The 16,569-nt window shown below is 37.9% G+C and carries 19 protein-coding genes; 16 read left to right on the top strand and 3 right to left on the bottom strand.

What is annotated here, in order from left to right; all coding sequences use genetic code 11:
* Positions 1-335 precede the first annotated feature (335 nt).
* A complete protein-coding gene (locus tag BN1082_RS04195) occupies positions 336-1,565 on the top strand; it encodes an MDR family MFS transporter (protein WP_245640304.1) in 1,230 nt (409 codons plus the stop codon).
* 428 nt (positions 1,566-1,993) lie between these two features.
* Positions 1,994-2,554, top strand: a complete 561-nt coding sequence (locus BN1082_RS04190) for a competence protein ComK (RefSeq protein ID WP_176699638.1) — start codon at positions 1,994-1,996, stop codon at positions 2,552-2,554.
* A gap of 347 nt (positions 2,555-2,901) precedes the next feature.
* Here BN1082_RS04190 and BN1082_RS04180 read toward each other — a convergent pair whose 3' ends face one another.
* Positions 2,902-4,557, bottom strand: a complete 1,656-nt coding sequence (locus tag BN1082_RS04180) for a PAS domain-containing sensor histidine kinase (RefSeq protein ID WP_090631292.1) — start codon at positions 4,555-4,557, stop codon at positions 2,902-2,904.
* Between the two features lie 266 nt (positions 4,558-4,823).
* Here BN1082_RS04180 and BN1082_RS04175 point away from each other — a divergent pair, with 266 nt between their 5' ends.
* From BN1082_RS04175 to BN1082_RS04165, 3 genes are all read left to right on the top strand, one after another.
* The gene (locus tag BN1082_RS04175) at positions 4,824-5,351 is read left to right on the top strand and encodes an RNA polymerase sigma factor SigX (protein ID WP_090631289.1); all 528 of its coding nucleotides are present in this window, start codon (positions 4,824-4,826) and stop codon (positions 5,349-5,351) included.
* Positions 5,352-5,826: 475 nt separating this feature from the next.
* On the top strand, positions 5,827-6,549 hold the full coding sequence (locus tag BN1082_RS04170) for a response regulator transcription factor (RefSeq protein ID WP_090631287.1): 723 nt from the start codon (positions 5,827-5,829) through the stop codon (positions 6,547-6,549).
* A gap of 198 nt (positions 6,550-6,747) precedes the next feature.
* On the top strand, positions 6,748-7,341 hold the full coding sequence (locus BN1082_RS04165) for a hypothetical protein (RefSeq protein ID WP_090631284.1): 594 nt from the start codon (positions 6,748-6,750) through the stop codon (positions 7,339-7,341).
* Positions 7,342-7,401: 60 nt separating this feature from the next.
* Here the strand turns inward: BN1082_RS04165 and BN1082_RS04160 are convergent, their stop codons facing one another.
* On the bottom strand, positions 7,402-7,662 hold the full coding sequence (locus tag BN1082_RS04160) for a YpbS family protein (RefSeq protein ID WP_090631282.1): 261 nt from the start codon (positions 7,660-7,662) through the stop codon (positions 7,402-7,404).
* Positions 7,663-7,673: 11 nt separating this feature from the next.
* Positions 7,674-8,177 (bottom strand): GNAT family N-acetyltransferase, encoded by a 504-nt coding sequence (locus BN1082_RS04155; RefSeq protein ID WP_090631279.1) that lies wholly within the window; start codon positions 8,175-8,177, stop codon positions 7,674-7,676.
* A gap of 229 nt (positions 8,178-8,406) precedes the next feature.
* Here BN1082_RS04155 and BN1082_RS04150 point away from each other — a divergent pair, with 229 nt between their 5' ends.
* The 11 genes from BN1082_RS04150 (at position 8,407) to BN1082_RS04105 (ending at position 16,568) form a co-directional block, all read left to right on the top strand.
* Positions 8,407-8,763: a DUF3147 family protein gene (locus BN1082_RS04150; protein ID WP_090631277.1), complete on the top strand. Its 357-nt coding sequence runs from the start codon at positions 8,407-8,409 to the stop codon at positions 8,761-8,763.
* Positions 8,764-8,778: 15 nt separating this feature from the next.
* The gene (locus BN1082_RS04145; protein WP_090631274.1) at positions 8,779-9,150 is read left to right on the top strand and encodes a DUF3147 family protein; all 372 of its coding nucleotides are present in this window, start codon (positions 8,779-8,781) and stop codon (positions 9,148-9,150) included.
* Positions 9,151-9,360: 210 nt separating this feature from the next.
* On the top strand, positions 9,361-10,125 hold the full coding sequence (fabG, locus tag BN1082_RS04140; RefSeq protein ID WP_090631271.1) for a 3-oxoacyl-ACP reductase FabG: 765 nt from the start codon (positions 9,361-9,363) through the stop codon (positions 10,123-10,125).
* A gap of 18 nt (positions 10,126-10,143) precedes the next feature.
* On the top strand, positions 10,144-10,593 hold the full coding sequence (locus tag BN1082_RS04135) for a MaoC family dehydratase N-terminal domain-containing protein (RefSeq protein ID WP_090631267.1): 450 nt from the start codon (positions 10,144-10,146) through the stop codon (positions 10,591-10,593).
* Complete coding sequence (locus BN1082_RS04130) at positions 10,590-10,991, top strand: MaoC/PaaZ C-terminal domain-containing protein (protein WP_090631263.1); 402 nt, start codon at positions 10,590-10,592, stop codon at positions 10,989-10,991. The genes BN1082_RS04135 and BN1082_RS04130 overlap by 4 nt, the downstream gene beginning before the upstream one ends.
* 168 nt (positions 10,992-11,159) lie before the next feature.
* Positions 11,160-12,089 carry a ketopantoate reductase family protein gene (locus BN1082_RS04125; protein WP_090631261.1) on the top strand — a complete coding sequence of 310 codons (930 nt, stop codon included), beginning with the start codon at positions 11,160-11,162 and terminating at the stop codon, positions 12,087-12,089.
* 627 nt (positions 12,090-12,716) lie between these two features.
* On the top strand, positions 12,717-12,839 hold the full coding sequence (locus BN1082_RS28490) for a hypothetical protein (RefSeq protein ID WP_281176987.1): 123 nt from the start codon (positions 12,717-12,719) through the stop codon (positions 12,837-12,839).
* Positions 12,840-12,872: 33 nt separating this feature from the next.
* Entirely contained in the window at positions 12,873-12,995 is a 123-nt protein-coding gene (locus tag BN1082_RS28485) for a hypothetical protein (protein ID WP_281176986.1), read from the top strand.
* A 349-nt stretch (positions 12,996-13,344) separates the two neighbouring features.
* Complete coding sequence (locus BN1082_RS04120; protein WP_090631258.1) at positions 13,345-14,238, top strand: R2-like ligand-binding oxidase; 894 nt, start codon at positions 13,345-13,347, stop codon at positions 14,236-14,238.
* A 195-nt stretch (positions 14,239-14,433) separates the two neighbouring features.
* Positions 14,434-15,372, top strand: a complete 939-nt coding sequence (locus BN1082_RS04115; RefSeq protein WP_090631255.1) for a manganese-dependent inorganic pyrophosphatase — start codon at positions 14,434-14,436, stop codon at positions 15,370-15,372.
* A gap of 449 nt (positions 15,373-15,821) precedes the next feature.
* Positions 15,822-16,568, top strand: a complete 747-nt coding sequence (locus BN1082_RS04105) for a C39 family peptidase (protein WP_090631246.1) — start codon at positions 15,822-15,824, stop codon at positions 16,566-16,568.
* Position 16,569: the final 1 nt, after the last annotated feature.

Raw genomic sequence — 16,569 nt, 5'->3', positions numbered from 1 at the left:
TTTAGGCTGTGTTAAAAGTAATTGTTGATTTTTGAAACCATGTTGATTGGAGCGGAAGGCGCGAGATCCTCGAAAATGCTATCGCATTTCCTTCGTGCGGTGTTGATTCAAGGATGCTAATTCAACGTCCTGCGGGAGTACGGGGCAGGGGAGAGACCCCACAGGCGCTTAAGCGCCGAGGAGGCTCCCAAGAACGCCCGCGGATGCTTGCTTCTTGAGCGCAAATCAACAGGCACGTTTAATAAAGCTTTTTTTATAAAATTCACATAATTCTTTACATTTTTTTAATAAATTGTTTAACTAAATTAAAGAATCTAAAAAATGTGAGGAAACCTATGAGTAAACTAAAAAATTATCTGCATCAGTTTCATCCTATTGTATGGGTATTATTAATAGGTACTATTCTATCGAGAGGCTCTGCCTTTATGACGCTTCCATTTCTCTCTATCTATTTATCGCGGCATATGGACCTTTCTCCGGTATTTATTGGCTTAACTATAGGGATTAGTCCGTTAATGGGAACGGTTGGAGGATTTATAGGAGGACATTTATCCGACCGTTTTGGGCGAAAAAAGGTCATGTTGATTTCATTGTTTGCAATTGCTTTTGTATACTTCGGTTTCATGATTGCATCTTCTCCGGGGTGGTTTATTCTATTAAACGCTTTAAATGGACTATGTAATTCCTTTTTTGAGCCTACGTCACAAGCATTGATGGCAGACGTAACCGAAAAAGAAAATAGATTGAAAGCTTACTCACTCAGGTATACCGCCATCAATATCGGCGCTTCCGTTGGCCCGCTTTTAGGTGCCTATTTGGCTATTAACTCAGCAAAATTGTCTTTCGTTTTAACTGGCAGCACTTATTTGCTCTATGCTTTCGTCTTATTATTCTTTATGGGGAAACTGGTTATTGAGCAAGAAGAGCAAAATACTAAAAAATCAGTCAATATTAAGGATGCATTTCGGATCATAAAAACGGATAAGGCGCTTCTTTTTTTAGTGTTAGGGGGTATATTAGTAAATTTAGGCTATATTCAATTCGATTCAAATCTACCTCAATTCTTGCAAACTACTTTGACAAATGGCGTTTTTATCTTTTCAGTTTTAATTACGATTAATGCCGTAATGGTAGTCTTTTTCCAGATGCCCATCAGCCATTTTGCAGAGCGGTGGAAGCCGATGCAAACGATGATAATAGGAGCTTTATTTATGGCAGCGGGTTTATTCAGCTTTTGCTTTGTCTCTGGCTCTGGCTGGGTGACCGCCATTGTCTCGGTCGTTTTCTTAACGATAGGAGAAATTTTAATTTTTCCATCTAGTAGTGTGCTGATTGATGAGCTCGCACCTGATCATTTAAGAGGCACATATTTCGGGGCAGGACAGTTTAGGAAAATTGGGAATTTTATTGGCCCTATCCTTGGGGGCTACCTCATGAGTCAATTTAACGGTCGAATAATGTTTTCGATTATATCTATTGTCGTTCTTGCCAGTATTGTTTTCTTTAAAATTGGTAATGAGATATATGTTAAAATGAGCGTTACAAGTGGAGGAAAAGCCATTTGAAACACTCAAAAATGCCTTTGGTGAGTCTACACCAAAGGCATTTTTTTTAGCTATTAGGAAAGTATACATTCAACAAGGTTTTTTCAATCGTCCGAGCGAACTCGCCGATAAGCGAGTTTTCATTTAAATTAACATTAATGAAAGGATAATAGAAAATTCGTAATAAGTTACATTTTCTTGAATTATCTCGTGAAACGATTACAGTTATTTGGAAAGTATAATAAGATAATGTCGAAGGAGGAAATAATTTGGCAGATTTGGAAGAATCGAAACGGAAAAAATTGAAAAAACCCTATGCAAAAGTCTTCCACCGACAGTAAGCTAGGGTTTTAGCAAGTGGGGTATCCCAACTTATATGGTTAGTATACCCTTTTTAAGAAGAATATCAAGTTGATAATGAAAGGGGCGTACATTTATTGAACAATTCTATGATTGGGAAAGAAACTGTTTTGTTACGAGGGGAGTATAATCAAGACGGGCAGGTTTGTACGAGAATTAAACATGGAAACATGTGGCGTTTGGAGAAAGTCGCTCCACTAAAATTAATTGATGAATCATTAAAAAAGTTTGGTTCAAGTTTAAGAGGAGCATTGGACGGTTCTAAGTTTTTGCTGGGAAATAAGAATATGAGACCGATTGTGTTTGATCCCTTTTCTGGAATTTACTTGTTCCCAAGTAAGTCTCCTGCTAAAGCCGACTGCGTTTGGTTCAATATTTTGCACATTATAGACTACAAACCAATTAACCGTTACCAAACGAAAGTTTTTTTAAACTATGGGGGATCGATCATCCTTGATATGAGAGAGTGCAATTTTAAGAGAAAACTAAATCGGACATTTAAATTAAGGCGGTTGGTGTCGGAAAATATGAAAATACCGATTACCTTTTTCATTGACCCTACATATTCAGCTTATAAAGGTAAAACACAAAGTTATATCCTCTCAAGAAGTGCTGATACTGGATCAATAAAACCCGATATAAAAGAATAGAGACAGAAAAAAAACTTAAGTGGCTGTCCAAAAAGTGACAGGCACCACTATGTGTACAAAGTTCATGATAATTTTTCCGCTATGTTGATTGGAGCGGAAGGCGCTCGACTCCTCGAAAATGCTATCGCATTTCCTTCGTGCGTGGGCGGATTCAAGGATGTAATTCAATGTCCTGTGGGAGTACGGGGCAGAGGAGACCCCGCAGACACAGGTAGCGCCGAGGAGGCTCCCCGGACCGCCACTAGAGTGGAAATCAACAGACAATTTTATCAGACCATTAATAAAAGGGGTGCCCCGAAAAGTTTTGGGACACCCTTTTTTTTACAAACTTATAATGTCTTAGGTTCTTACATCTCTGTTGACCTATGATGTTTTTGGTTGATTGGTAAGCTTATATGGACAGTAGTTCCTTGATTTTTCTGGCTTTCAAAATGAATGCTTCCCTTATGGGCCTGGACAATCTTGAAGCTGACTGTTAAACCTAACCCGGTCCCTTTTTCTTTCGATGAATAAAACGGCTCGCCAATTCGAGCTAATCTTTCTTTTGATATGCCACAGCCGTTGTCTTTAACAATGATAGCAATATGATCTTCTCCTGTTTGTTTTAATACAATCGAAATCATTCCACCAACTGAGGTCGCCTCAATTGAGTTTTTAATAATATTAATAAGCATTTGCTTTAGTTGATTTGGTTCACAGTCAATGACAAGATTGGTTTCAGGGAATGAAGCATCAATTTCAACATTATATAGGGTTGCTTCAGTACTTAACAACGAGATGACATCGTTCAATAATTTTTGTAATTCCACTTTTGTGTATTTGATCACCTGAGGTTTTGCCAATAGCAACAGTTCACCTACAATGTCATTTATTCGATTCAGTTCATCTAACATGATTTGATAATATAATTGGTGTGCTGTATCTTCAGATTGCAGCATCTGAACGAATCCTTTTAATGAGGTAAGTGGGTTACGAATTTCATGGGCCACACTGGCAGAAAGTTCGCCGACAACAGAAAGCTTTTCCGTTCTTCTAAGCCGTTCTTCGGTTAATCGTAACGCCGTTACATCTTTGCCATAGCCGATAATACCGGTAATATTTCCATCCACGACTATAGGAAGGGAGGTACATTGGATCGTAAGCGTATTTCCATTTGCATGCGGTATTTTGATTTCAAATTGACTCGGCATGATTTCTGTAGCAAATGATGATAGAAATTTTGTTAGGTAATGCTTATACCGTTTAGGTAGTACGTCGGTTATTTTTCTACCTATGAAATCATCTCGTTTAAAGCCTGTGATGGCTTCAAATGATGAATTAAGGTTGGTAATCGTTCCGTTTAGTTTTATCATGTAGACAATATCAGGATTGTATTCGAATAAAGATTTGTATTGCTGCTTACTTTGTGCCAACTGCTTCGCCATATTGATTCTTTCAGTGATATCGCGGCCAATGATCACTAACCCTTGCCTACTCCCATCCTCGTTAAATAGCGGTACCTTAATGGTATCAAATATTTTGGTTGTGCCATCCGGAACGGGAAGTCGTTCTTCGATACGGGTAATTGTCCCATTTTTCCATGCTTCTTCATCTGAATTTTCACAAAATCGAAGTGCTTCTCGATAGAACTCCGTATACTCAGCTAATTCTGAATCCTTTTTACCACGATAGTCGACATTTTCAAGCTGAAATAATTTCAACCCGAATTCATTGGCTTCTATCCATTTTCCTTCACCATCTTTAAAGTTAACAAAATCGACCATTGAATTTATGAGGGTTGAAAGCCTTCTTTCATCCTCTTTTGAAGCATGTAGCTCTTCCATCTTACAAATAAAAAAATACAGTGCGCCTCCAGAAATCATTACATAAAGAATCTCTTTTGAGCGCTCAATTATGGGTAATAGATTGACAGGAACAAATTTGTGGATTAGATAATTGGTCCCAAATATCCAAATTAAACTAGTAATAATATAAACAATGACTAGCTCCATTTTCTTCTGCATGTAATTCTCCATCTCATTTCTTTTTCTATCTCCATCGTACTAGAATTTAAGAAAATTTGGAATCATGCAGTTATGGAAATTTATTCATTCCAGTAATTTTTTGCTAGTGCGACAAAAAGGTTACAAATAGGTAACATTTAACATTTAGAAGTTTACCAGTTTGTAACCCTTTTTATTGTAAAAAATTGTATGATTTTTAAGGATATTACCAGATGTAGGTTTCTTATCATTAATTCGTTCGACAATGGTGATGGGAGAGAGAAACAGTGGAAAAAATGTTTAATGATTTATTTACTAAATATCACCATGACCTATTTAATTTTTTATACTATATGGTTCATAATCGCGAACAAGCTGAAGATCTTGTTCAAGAGGTATATATACGGGTGTTTAAATCGTCCCAGCAATTTAAAGGGGAATGCAGCCAAAAAACATGGCTATTTGCCATAGCCAGAAATGTTGCAATCGATTGTTTTCGCAAGCAAAAAGGTTTGAAACAACGGGTATTGGCAAACTTTGATCTTCCACAATGGGAGATCAAAGACTGTTCACCATTACCAGAAGAAATTATTAATCAAAAGGAAAAGACACTGTTGATGTATCACTGCCTTGAACAGTGCAGCCTTGACCAAAAATGTGTGATTATTCTTCGTTTTATTCAAGAACTATCCATTAATGAAACAGCACAAGCGCTGGGGTGGAAGGAGAGTAAGGTGAAAACAACACAGCATCGAGCCATTAAACAGTTAAGAATGTTCATGAAAGAAGCTTTAAAAAATGAGAAAGTAGGGTAACAAGAGGCCATTAAAGGTCTCTTTTATTTTATAGTAAGGCTGTGTTAAAGGTCATTGTTGATTTTTGAAACTATGTTGATTGGAGCGGAAGGCGCTCGATCCTCGAAAATGCTATCGCATTTCCTTCGTGCGGTGTTGATTCAAAGATGATGATTCAACGTCCTGCGGGAGTACGGGGCAGGGGAGACCCCGCAGGCGCTTAAGCGCCGAGGAGGCTCCCCGGAACGCCCGTGGATGATCGCTTCTTGAGAACAAATCAACAGGCAAGTTTAACACAGCTAATAGTAATAGAATTTAATTCAGAGGAGAGCCAGGTTTGTCCAGTACTTTAAGAATAAGTTTTGAAAAGGAAACCGCCCTTTGAAGTGTTTTTGGAAATCTTCCACATTTTTATTTTTCAGAAAAATATTGCTAAGTTATTACCTGTATGTAAAATTATAGAAGTGGTGTATTTTATGAAAAGTGAGGGTAGAAGATGTCTGAAGGTAAGATTTTAGTTGTGGAAGATGAAATACCAATTCGGATGCTGATTCATTTTAATTTACAACGGTCTAATTTTGATGTAATAGAGGCGAGTACTGGGAAGGAAGCAATGAAACTCGTTCATGAACAGAATCCTTCTTTAGTACTATTAGATATTATGCTACCTGACATGAACGGATTTGAAATCTGTACAAAGTTAAGAGGAAGTTATCCTGGCCTTCCGATTGTGATTGTTTCGGCTCGAAGCCAAGACATGGAAAAAATTATGGCGTTGGAGCTTGGGGCAGATGATTATGTAGTAAAGCCATTTAATCCTTTGGAATTGGTGGCAAGGATTCGCTCCGTATTAAGAAGAACGAATCAGTCACCACAAAAACAGATTGTGAACAAACTCCAATCAGGTCCATATTTCTTAGATACCAAAACACAGCAGCTTTATAAAAGAGAGAAATTATTGAAATTAACAGTACGAGAATATCAATTAATGAAATTTTTATTTGAACGAAAAGGCGAGCCGATTCCAAGGAATGAACTTCTTGATAAGGTATGGGGAGTGAACTACTTTGGTGATCCGAAAACCGTTGACGTACATATTCGAAGGTTAAGAGAAAAAATTGAGGATGATCCTTCTCACCCTGTTTTTTTAATAACCGTATGGGGCTTTGGTTACTGTTTCCGAGAGAGCGAAATTATCTCAAATGAAATAGAAAATTAAGACGAGGGGAATTTGGAGTTATTTACTACTAATATACCAAAAAGATAAGTATTCTAAAAGCTAAGAATGGTTACAGAAATGTAAAGATTTTGTAAAAAATACCCTGTTTGAATTTTTAATTAAATTGATAGATATGGTAATATGTAAATAACATCTGAAGTCCCGCGCAAAGAGTCATTAGATTTTGGGGGTGTTTATGTGCCAAATTTGTATAAGGCGTTTGGAGGCTGGTCCAGTATTGTCTCTGGATCTTTGTTATTCATAGCGCATTTTATCAACCTTTTTGGAGAATCAGAAGAAGGCACACTTTTTGGAAGTAGTTTGGTATTCGCTGCACATGTCATTCTTATTTTTGCACTTTTGGGTATCTATTTTGAACTAGCACAAGGAACAAAAATTTTAGGTTTACTAGGTATGGTCCTAAGCGTTATAGGAACAACCATTGTTTCCGGAATAGTTTTAGTTGAAATGGGAGGTTTTTCAGGATTTAATACAGACCTTGTTTTTAAGGCTCCGGTTGTGGAAACCGTTTGTATTATAGGCCCGCTCTTGTTTGTCATCGGAATGCTCATGATTGGATATTACATCATAAGGTTCAACAAACTTCCAAAAACTTGTGGGTTTTTATTCATCATTGGAACTATTGTGTTTGCGTCGGCTAGTTTGATAGGCTCTGAAAAATTAGTGATAGAAGCTATTGGCGGAGCCATAACGGGACTGGGATTTATCGGGAGCGGCCTCAATATGATTCAAGTAAACAATGTTAACAAATCAACTGAATTAAATTTATAAAATTGGAATAAAAAAAAGACGTGGGCAATGTTCACGTCTTTTAAATTGATCAAAACCTATTTAATTCTGGAGTTTTTGCATGTATTCACGAACCATTTCTACCGTAACAATCTTACGGGTAGGGATAATGCCTTGCTTGGCGAGTTCATTAATTTGTCCAGTTACTTCGTTTATTTTATCAGTCGTAAATGCTGCTCCTTGTTTACATAATTCAACAGCTTCTTCAATAAAATGTTCTCTTTTTTGGTCAAGTACCAGGAATTCGTTAATTCGATGATTTTGTTTGTTTACATGTTCTGAAATTGCTTTATGTACACTCATTTAAAATCCTCCTAATTGACTCTTTTTCCGAGAATAATCAGATCTCTTTCAATCCCATCCAATTCTGCCACATTTGGCAGGTGGGCCCATTTTTCAAAACCAAAATGGGAGAAAAGCTTAAGGCTCGGTTCATTATGACCAAAAATAAACCCAAGCAAAGTTTTAATTTGAAGCTGTGGACAAGCATCTATCGCTTTTTGCAACAGGTATTTTCCAAGCTTCCTTCCTCTAAAATCCTGATGGATATAAATACTGATTTCGGCAGTACCATTGTAAGCTGGTCTCCCATAAAACGATTGAAAACTTAGCCAAGCGCAAATTTGTCCTTGGTATTCTACTACCAATAATGGACGAAAATTAGGGGAGTGTTCATGGAACCAGTTCTCCCGGCTTTCAACAGTAACTAGCTCAAGATCCGCGGTTACCATTCTACCAGAAATTGTTGAATTGTAAATGTCAACAATCACGGGTAAATCATTAATGTCAGCATTTCTAATATTTAGATTATTCATCATTTATGTACTCCTAAAAATAAGTTTATACTAATAAAATGAATAATAATGCCTGATTTGTCAATTTAAAAAATTCTTAATAGACGAGAAAAGCGATCCAGATCTAAATCTTAATAAAAAGTTCACAGGCGATGCACAAAAAATAAGGTAAAATATTCTATGTAATAGATTGTGAAACAACTCACAAATATTATTAATCACAATGCAACATAGAAAAAGAGGCGAACAGAACATGCATCTATCATTAAGTGCTTTACTCATTCGATTTTTATTGGGTGGTTTCTCTGTGGTAGCTTGTACGCTAGTTGCCAAGAAATTAGGGGAAAAGGCAGGAGGAATATTTGCTGCATTTCCTGCGGTATATTTGGCAGCGTTATTAACAATCGGACTCGATTTCCATGGAGGCGATCTCATTTCGCATTCCATTATCCTTTCAAAAGGAGCCATTTTCGGAATGGTCATAAATATCCTTGTTGCCATGATCGCCGGATACTTGTTACCCAAAATCGGTTGGAAACGCGGGATCATTCAGGCGATGGCTTACTGGGTTGTTGTATCAAGCTTAGTTGTACTAATCACATCACATTAGAAATAGGTGAACAACATGAACAAAAAGGACTTATTGATTCGTTTTTTACTTGGCGGGACAGCTGTTACGTTAAGCTATCTTATAACCGTCGTTTCTCCGTGGAAAATTCTTGCCGGTATATTTGCCGCTTTTCCCGCCGTTATGCTGACAGCGGTTATTATGGTCGGAATAGGAGCTGGGACCATGAAAGCGACCAATGTTGTGAAAGGTTCGGTTTATGGAATGATGGGTGGACTCGTTTGTGTTACAGCGGTTTTATTTATATTAGAAACGACTAATAACTGGCCTTTAAGTATTTCAGCAGGTCTTATTTCTTGGCTCGGCAGTTCCATTGCGATTTCTATTCTTAAAGAAAAAACATTAAAGAAAGCAATTCAGCATCCATAAAGAAAAATCCTTTGGTAGGAACTCTGCCAAAGGATTTTTTCCATAAAAAAACAGTTATAACTTGTCTTATCTGAAAGTTCAGAATAAAATAGGAATAACGTACCAACAAGCAGGTATGATAAGTCTTGTGAAAATTGGTCAATACGTTTAAAAGGAAATTTAGTAGGCACTGTCGAAAATATAGAGAAATAAGCTGGGAGGAATAAAAAAATGGCAGGAAGATTTACAGGAACAGTAGCTTTTGTTACAGGTGGAAGCCGCGGTATCGGAAAAGCGATTGTCGAGCTTTTTGCCGAAGAAGGGGCAAAGGTTGCCTTCATCGATTTAAATGAGGAGGCCTTAAGCGAAACGACAAGCGAGTTAAAGAAAAAGGGCTATGATGTGTATTCAAGGGTTGCCAATGTTACCGACGCTGACCAGGTTGAAGCTGTTGTTAAAGAGGTAGTGGAAGTATTTGGTTCTGTTGATATACTCGTCAATAACGCTGGTGTCATTCGAGATAACCTTTTATTTAAAATGACAGATTCTGACTGGCAAACTGTCATAGATGTGCATCTAAAGGGCTCTTTTATAACGGCGCGTGCGGTTCAAAAATACATGGTCGAGAAAAAATACGGGCGGATCATCAATATTTCTTCCACGTCAGCACTAGGAAACCGTGGTCAGGCCAATTATGCTGCTGCTAAAGCTGGGCTACAGGGCTTCACTAAAACACTTGCAATTGAACTTGGGAAATACGGAATTACAACGAACTCCGTTGCCCCCGGCTTTATTGAAACCGAAATGACAAAAGAAACTGCCGCAAGAATTGGGGTCGCTTTTGAAGAATTAATCGCAGCAAGCGTAACAGAAATTCCTGTTGGCAGAACCGGTAAACCTGCTGATATCGCGAATGCGGTTGCCTTCTTTGCAGATGAAAAATCTTCATTTGTAAATGGTCAAGTCATCTATGTAGCCGGTGGACCAAAATGTTAAATAAGGAGGTGGGAGTAATTGTATAAAGATCAAATTGGAAAGCAATCAAACAAAGTAAAAAATACGGTGGAAAGAGGAGCCGTAAAGAAGTTTGCAGAAGCTATTGGTGACCTACATCCCATTTTCTTTGATGAAGAAACAGGGGAAAAATCAAGGTATAAGAAAAATATTGCCCCGCCAACTTTTCCATGGGTTTTTGAATATGGGGAAATCGAAGGCTTTGCACTTCCCGAAAAAGGTTTAATCCATGGTGAGCAATCGTTTCACTATGAAAGGCCATTATTTGTGGGGGAAACCATTTATTGCTATTTCACCGTGAAGAGATATTTTGAGAAAAAAGGGCACTTTGGGGAAATGGGATTCGTAGTTCTTGAACGCTTTGGCGAAGATTTAGCCGGAAATATTATTTTTAGTTCAAGCACAACTCTTATCATTTCTGAAGCCGTAAGGAAGGTGATGGCCAAATGAAGACCCTTGCTGATTTACAGGTAGGAGAATCGGTTAAAGATATTCAACTTGATCCGGTATCAAGGATTGATCTAATAAAATATGCCGGCGCCTCAGGCGATTTCAACCCTATTCACACAATTGATGAAGAAGCAAAAAAGGCAGGATTGCCGGGAATTATTGCCCAGGGTATGTGGAACATGGGGAACCTAGCAAAATTATTTACTTTTAATTATGAAGAAGGCTTTGTTCAAGATTATTCCATCCGCTTTAAAGGAATGGTCTTTTTGAATGATGTCATCACCCTTAAAGCAGCTTTACTTGAAAAAAATGATCCTATCTTGCGTTTTAGCGTTCAAGCAGTGAACCAAAATGGAGAAGAAGTGTTAAAGGGCGAGGTTTTGTACCACCAATATTAAGAAAAGCTAAGTACCGTTTTCGAAACTTACTCTTTTGGAGCAGGACAATTCTCGAAAGCCAATTAAATATAATTTTATAATAAAAAATAGACACCCGGCACCAAGCAAGAGTTTCTGCTTGTTGCTGGGTTTATTACTATTACTGATGGATACATAGGAGGACAATCTATGAAGATAGGTGTGGCAGGAACAGGCGCAGTTGGTGGTTACTTTGGTGCTATGCTACAAAAAGCAGGGAATGAGGTTATTTTCTTAGCGCGCGGAAATAGTCTAAAGTGTATGGTTGAAAAAGGACTAATAGTTGAAAGTGAAGCTGAAACGTTTAGTGTGGAGGGGACATTTACCGATCGCTATGAAAGCTTATCGGAAGTTGATTTGCTCTTGTTTTGTGTGAAGTCAACTGCAACAAAAGAGGTTGCAACAAAACTGCAACCCTATCTGAAAAAGGAATGTGTCATTTTGTGCTTTCAAAATGGTGTTGATAATGAGGAAATTCTCTCCGCTATTTTTGGAAAAGAACGGGTTATTCCTGTTTCCACCTATATTCAGACCTTTGTGAAAGAACCTGGGGTGGTGAAACAAATTGGCTTCCCTCCACGACTTGTAATCGGGGCGCTAGAAGCTGAATTATCAAATAAAGTGTCGGATTTAGCTACTTTATTTAACGATGCTCATATCGAAACCTTTACATCAAGAAATATATTAGGGGTAAAATGGAAAAAGCTTCTCTGGAATGTCACCTTCAATCCTTTAACGGCACTTTTGGAAGTAAAAGTAGGTGCGATTTTTGAAAATGAAGGTTTAAAGCAAACCGCCATCAAAATCTGTCAGGAGGCGATTGCTGTCGCGAGAAATACTAATGTTGACATAGAGGAAGACTTCTTCGAAACGATTCTCGAACAAGGGGAGCTCGCGCGGAATCATGACACCTCAATGCTGCAGGATAAGCGGAATGGAAAAGCAATGGAACTAGAATCAATCTGTGGCTATATTGTAAAAAAAGGAAAAAAATTAAACGTGGAAACACCCGCTCTCGAAACTATATATCACCTTTTAAAATATCAAGAAGAAATGATGAAGGACCCATTCAAAGTTTAATACTTTTAAAGTTTTGTATATTATTCACTTACCAACTGATTAGTATGTGAATGCCGAATAGGAATGGAATACGGTGAATTTTAGGTATTCCGATAAGGTAAAAGAGTATCAATGGGGAGTCGAATGATGCATATGGCTGCCTATAAATATCCACGTCAAATTGAATTTCGAAAGCAGTTCCCTATGACAAGTGGTGGGAAATTTCTCTGGCGTACGCTGTAAGAAGAATAAGAGAAAGTTCAAAAAAAGATTCAGTAGGAAAAATTCACAATGTCCTCCTTGCTAAAATCATGCAAGGGGGATTTTTGTTCATATTTCAAGTTCTTTTGAAATATAGATGGATAGCAGATTGCTTAAATCTGTACCTCATTTCAACTGGAATTAAAAAAAGAAGTTATCTGATTCTGTATTTTTGTATTGAATGAAGAAAGGCTAACTAAATTCGGTTGGAGGTTGTTGATTGGCTTGTCAATGACCAATTTCGATTGGAAAAGAAGAAAACGGTCGTTGATCGAGTTTATCAACGCCCAAAGTTGAGTTAAAAAGAGGAAAACGGTAGTTGATCGAGTTTATCAACGCCCAAAGTTGAGTTGAAAAGAGGAAAACGGTCGTTGATCGAGCTTGTCAATGACCAAAGTTGAGTTGAAAAGAGGAAAACGGTCGTTGATCGAGTTTATCAACGACCAAAGTGGGTTGGAAAAGAGGAAAACGGTAGTTGATCGAGCTTATCAACGCCCAAAGTTGAGTTGAAAAGAGGAAAACGGTCGTTGATCGAGCTTGTCAATGACCAAAGTTGAGTTGAAAAGAGGAAAACGGTCGTTGATCGAGTTTATCAACGCCCAAAGTGGGGTTGAAAAGTGGCAGACGGTAGTTGATCGAGTTTATCAACGCCCAAAGTGGGGTTGAAAAGTGGCAGACGGTAGTTGATCGAGTTTATCAACGACCAAAGTAGGGTTGAAAAGAGGAAAACGGTAGTTGATCGAAAAAAAGACTGGATTAGTTGAAGCTTAAAGAACAGCTTTAAAAAAATTTCGAACAGTTTGATCAGAATCCATTTTTATTTTTCAAAGATAAGCAATTACATATAGGGAAACGAGGCAATATGCAGACCAATTTGCAAGAGGCTTGCGAGAGCCCGGGATTGAAAGGGCGACTGAGTCATCGTTTATGCCCTGGTGTAGGTAAAATTTAATAGAACCGTTTGTGGAAGTCAGCAGTAGAGTTTGGAATACATAAATGGAAAAGGGGAATGTTTATGGAGAAAAGAAAAATGATCACGACTAGCAGCAGAGGCTTGTTGGAGGATTCCTTTCCATACCGTCTTTACCAAAAGGCGAAGCGCCTAGGGACATGGAACCCGGCGGATATTGATTTCACTCAAGATAAGAAAGATTGGGCAACGCTAAATACCGAGCAGAAGACAGATATCCTCCGGCTGATTTCACAATTTCAAGCCGGTGAAGAAGCGGTAACCCTTGACCTCTTGCCGCTCATAATGGCGATTGCCAAAGAAGGCCGTCTGGAGGAAGAGATGTTTTTAACAACGTTTTTATTTGAGGAAGCGAAACATACGGAATTTTTCAGGCTTGTATTGAATGCGCTTGACGAACGGGGGGAACTCTCCCATCTCCATACAGAAACATATAAAAAGATATTTTACGAGATTTTACCGACAGCAATGGAACGTCTTGTGTCTGATCAATCGCCAGAGGCGATCGCTGAGGCATCAGTAGTTTATAACATGTTTGTTGAAGGCGTCCTTGCCGAAACAGGTTATTTCTATTTTTACTCAACACTGGATTCAGCTGGGATCATGCCTGGTCTGCTGGAGGGAGTTGGAAATTTAAAGAAGGATGAGTCTAGACATATCGGATATGGCACTTTCCTTCTGCAAAGATTAATTTGTGAGCATCCGCATCTCTATGATTTTATAATGACCAAAATGGGAGAATTGGCTCCATTAGCCATTAAACTAAATCAAGAGGGCATCTTAGGAAGGGAGGTAAGCTCATTTGGAGGAGACCCAGAGGAAACTTTGAATTTTTCAATGAAACAGCTGGCAGTTAGAATGGAAGTCTTAGCAAGAGCAAAAGGCAAAAAGATTGAAGAGATTTATAGAATTTCAGAAAGCGAATTGGGCGTCCTTTAAAGTCGGGTAGTGGTACCCGAAAAAACAAGTAAATACGGTCACGTAAAAAGATTATGAAAATTAGTGCCGAGAGAGGCAGTTTTAGGAGATCAGGGGCAGAAACCGAATATGGACAGGATTTTTTCCTTTGAATACAAAGTTGGAATAATATATAATGTCTTTGACTATATTTTATTTAATTAAGGAGTAATTCAAATGGAAAAAGTTCTGATTTTCGGTCATAAGAATCCCGATACAGATTCGATTTGTTCTGCACTTGCCTATGCAGACCTAAAGAAACAATTAGGCATGGAGGTTGAACCGGTTCGACTTGGTCAAATTAACGGCGAAACTCAATTCGCTCTTAAAACGTTTAACGCTGAAGCTCCTCGTTTGGTTGAGGCAGTTGCATCAGAAGTAAAAAGCGTCATTTTAGTTGACCACAACGAACGTCAGCAAAGTGCGACAGATATTGCAGACGTAAAAATTTTAGAGGTAATTGACCATCATCGGATCGCCAATTTTGAAACTAGTGATCCTCTATATTACCGTTGTGAACCTGTTGGTTGTACAGCAACAATTTTAAATAAAATGTATAAAGAAAATGGAAAGCAAATCAGCAAGAATATTGCTGGACTTATGCTATCTGCTATCATTTCTGATTCATTGCTTTTCAAATCCCCAACCTGTACAGAGCAGGATGTTGCAGCAGCCCGCGAATTAGCTGAAATTGCAGGTGTTGATCCGAATACATATGGTTTAGACATGCTAAAAGCCGGTGCTGACCTAAGCGGCAAATCCGTTGCTGAACTGCTAACCCTTGACGCGAAAGCATTTGAAATGGGTGCAAGCAAAGTGGAGATTGCACAAGTGAATGCAGTTGATACAGATGAGGTTTTGTCCCTTAAGGAAGAATTAGAAGCAGCAATTTCTCAACGAATTGCGGAAAAGAACTTGGATTTATTTTTATTTGTTGTGACCGATATTTTGACAAATGATTCTGTTGCATTAGCATTGGGCGACAAATCCAGCGCTGTGGAAAAAGCCTATAATGTAACCCTTTCTAATAATACCGCTACCTTAAAGGGTGTTGTTTCACGTAAAAAACAAATTGTTCCTGTTCTAACTGACATCTTTAACAAAGGTGAATTTTAATTAAAAGATGATGTCCCAAACGGGTTAAACACTCGTTTGGGACATCATTTATCTTTTCCTCAACCGATTTCTTCAATGAAATATTGGCGAACTGCTCCTCACTCATTAGCTCCTATAAAAAATCCTGTCGAGAATACTTTTGAAACAGTACAACTAGAGGTTCAATATTATCCCAAGACCAAATGGTGTCAGGCACCAAAATGGGAAGGTGAAAAAATGGCATTTTTTCATTTTTTTAATAATAAATGTGTGATTTGTAAAAGAAAGATCAAGCCGTTAAGGAAGTATGTGAATGATAGGGGAGAGACGGTAAAGGTTTGCATTCCCTGCTCTGAGTATGCAGAGAGAAGGGCTTTCCGGATGAAAAAATAAGTTCTTTATCCATAATTTGCTTTTTGGTATAGTTATAGATAATAGTAATTGCGAATTAAGGACGGTTTGTTTTTCACATGAAAAAACTTTTCTTTAGTACCATGATTTTTTTCTTAACATTTTTAAATACTAGTAATCTATTTCCTGAAAAGTTTACTAGTTGGCTTCCGGGAAAAAAGGAAGAATCACCTTATTTAGCACAAAGGGAAATCGCTCTCGTAAAAAAGGAGCCGATCATGCCGGAAAGTAAAATCCTCGATGTTCCGTTAATCAACCAAATGGATTCTCCAAAATTAACAAATGGTTGTGAGGTTACTAGTCTTGCAATGGTTTTGCAATATTATGGGTTAAAAGTAACAAAGAACGAACTAGCAAATAAGATAGAAACTGTACCATTGATGGACAAAGATAACAAAATGGGTAATCCTAATATCGGGTTTGTAGGAGATATGGCCAATGGTCCTGGTTTATGCGTTTACAATGGTCCCATTTTTGACCTTGCGACGAAATATGTAGGGAATAAAGCAGTAAATTTAACGAATAGCCCATTTGATGACCTGCTTAAAAAGGTAGGGAGAGGTGTTCCAGTTTGGGTGATTACGACAAATAATTATGAGCCAACTGTTCCATTTGAAAAGTGGGATACGCAACAAGGAACAATCTTTATTACATATAGTGAACACAGTGTTGTCATTACCGGTTATGATCAAAATTATATTTATGTTAACGATCCATATGGATATAAAAATATGAAAATTGATAAGTGGCAATTTATCGTTAGTTGGGAAGAAATGGGCAAACAAGCCATTGCAATTGAAAAATAAA

Source organism: Neobacillus massiliamazoniensis (assembly GCF_001048695.1).
In the GTDB taxonomy this organism is placed as follows: domain Bacteria; phylum Bacillota; class Bacilli; order Bacillales; family Cytobacillaceae; genus Neobacillus; species Neobacillus massiliamazoniensis.
The sequence above is the reverse complement of the archived record's forward strand: the minus strand, read 5'-3'. Positions and strand labels throughout refer to the sequence as shown.

Bases quoted from the DNA above. Each gene is read 5' to 3' on its own strand.
- fabG (WP_090631271.1), top strand. From the start codon at position 9,361: ATGGCAGGAAGATTTACAGGAACAGTAGCTTTTGTTACAGGTGGAAGC.
- BN1082_RS04130 (WP_090631263.1), top strand. From the start codon at position 10,590: ATGAAGACCCTTGCTGATTTACAGGTAGGAGAATCGGTTAAAGATATT.
- BN1082_RS04180 (WP_090631292.1), bottom strand. From the start codon at position 4,557: ATGCAGAAGAAAATGGAGCTAGTCATTGTTTATATTATTACTAGTTTA.
- BN1082_RS28490 (WP_281176987.1), top strand. From the start codon at position 12,717: ATGACCAAAGTTGAGTTGAAAAGAGGAAAACGGTCGTTGATCGAGTTT.
- BN1082_RS04105 (WP_090631246.1), top strand. From the start codon at position 15,822: ATGAAAAAACTTTTCTTTAGTACCATGATTTTTTTCTTAACATTTTTA.
- BN1082_RS28485 (WP_281176986.1), top strand. From the start codon at position 12,873: ATGACCAAAGTTGAGTTGAAAAGAGGAAAACGGTCGTTGATCGAGTTT.
- BN1082_RS04115 (WP_090631255.1), top strand. From the start codon at position 14,434: ATGGAAAAAGTTCTGATTTTCGGTCATAAGAATCCCGATACAGATTCG.
- BN1082_RS04190 (WP_176699638.1), top strand. From the start codon at position 1,994: ATGATTGGGAAAGAAACTGTTTTGTTACGAGGGGAGTATAATCAAGAC.
- BN1082_RS04155 (WP_090631279.1), bottom strand. From the start codon at position 8,177: ATGATGAATAATCTAAATATTAGAAATGCTGACATTAATGATTTACCC.
- BN1082_RS04120 (WP_090631258.1), top strand. From the start codon at position 13,345: ATGGAGAAAAGAAAAATGATCACGACTAGCAGCAGAGGCTTGTTGGAG.
- BN1082_RS04125 (WP_090631261.1), top strand. From the start codon at position 11,160: ATGAAGATAGGTGTGGCAGGAACAGGCGCAGTTGGTGGTTACTTTGGT.
- BN1082_RS04170 (WP_090631287.1), top strand. From the start codon at position 5,827: ATGTCTGAAGGTAAGATTTTAGTTGTGGAAGATGAAATACCAATTCGG.
- BN1082_RS04145 (WP_090631274.1), top strand. From the start codon at position 8,779: ATGAACAAAAAGGACTTATTGATTCGTTTTTTACTTGGCGGGACAGCT.
- BN1082_RS04150 (WP_090631277.1), top strand. From the start codon at position 8,407: ATGCATCTATCATTAAGTGCTTTACTCATTCGATTTTTATTGGGTGGT.
- BN1082_RS04160 (WP_090631282.1), bottom strand. From the start codon at position 7,662: ATGAGTGTACATAAAGCAATTTCAGAACATGTAAACAAACAAAATCAT.
- BN1082_RS04195 (WP_245640304.1), top strand. From the start codon at position 336: ATGAGTAAACTAAAAAATTATCTGCATCAGTTTCATCCTATTGTATGG.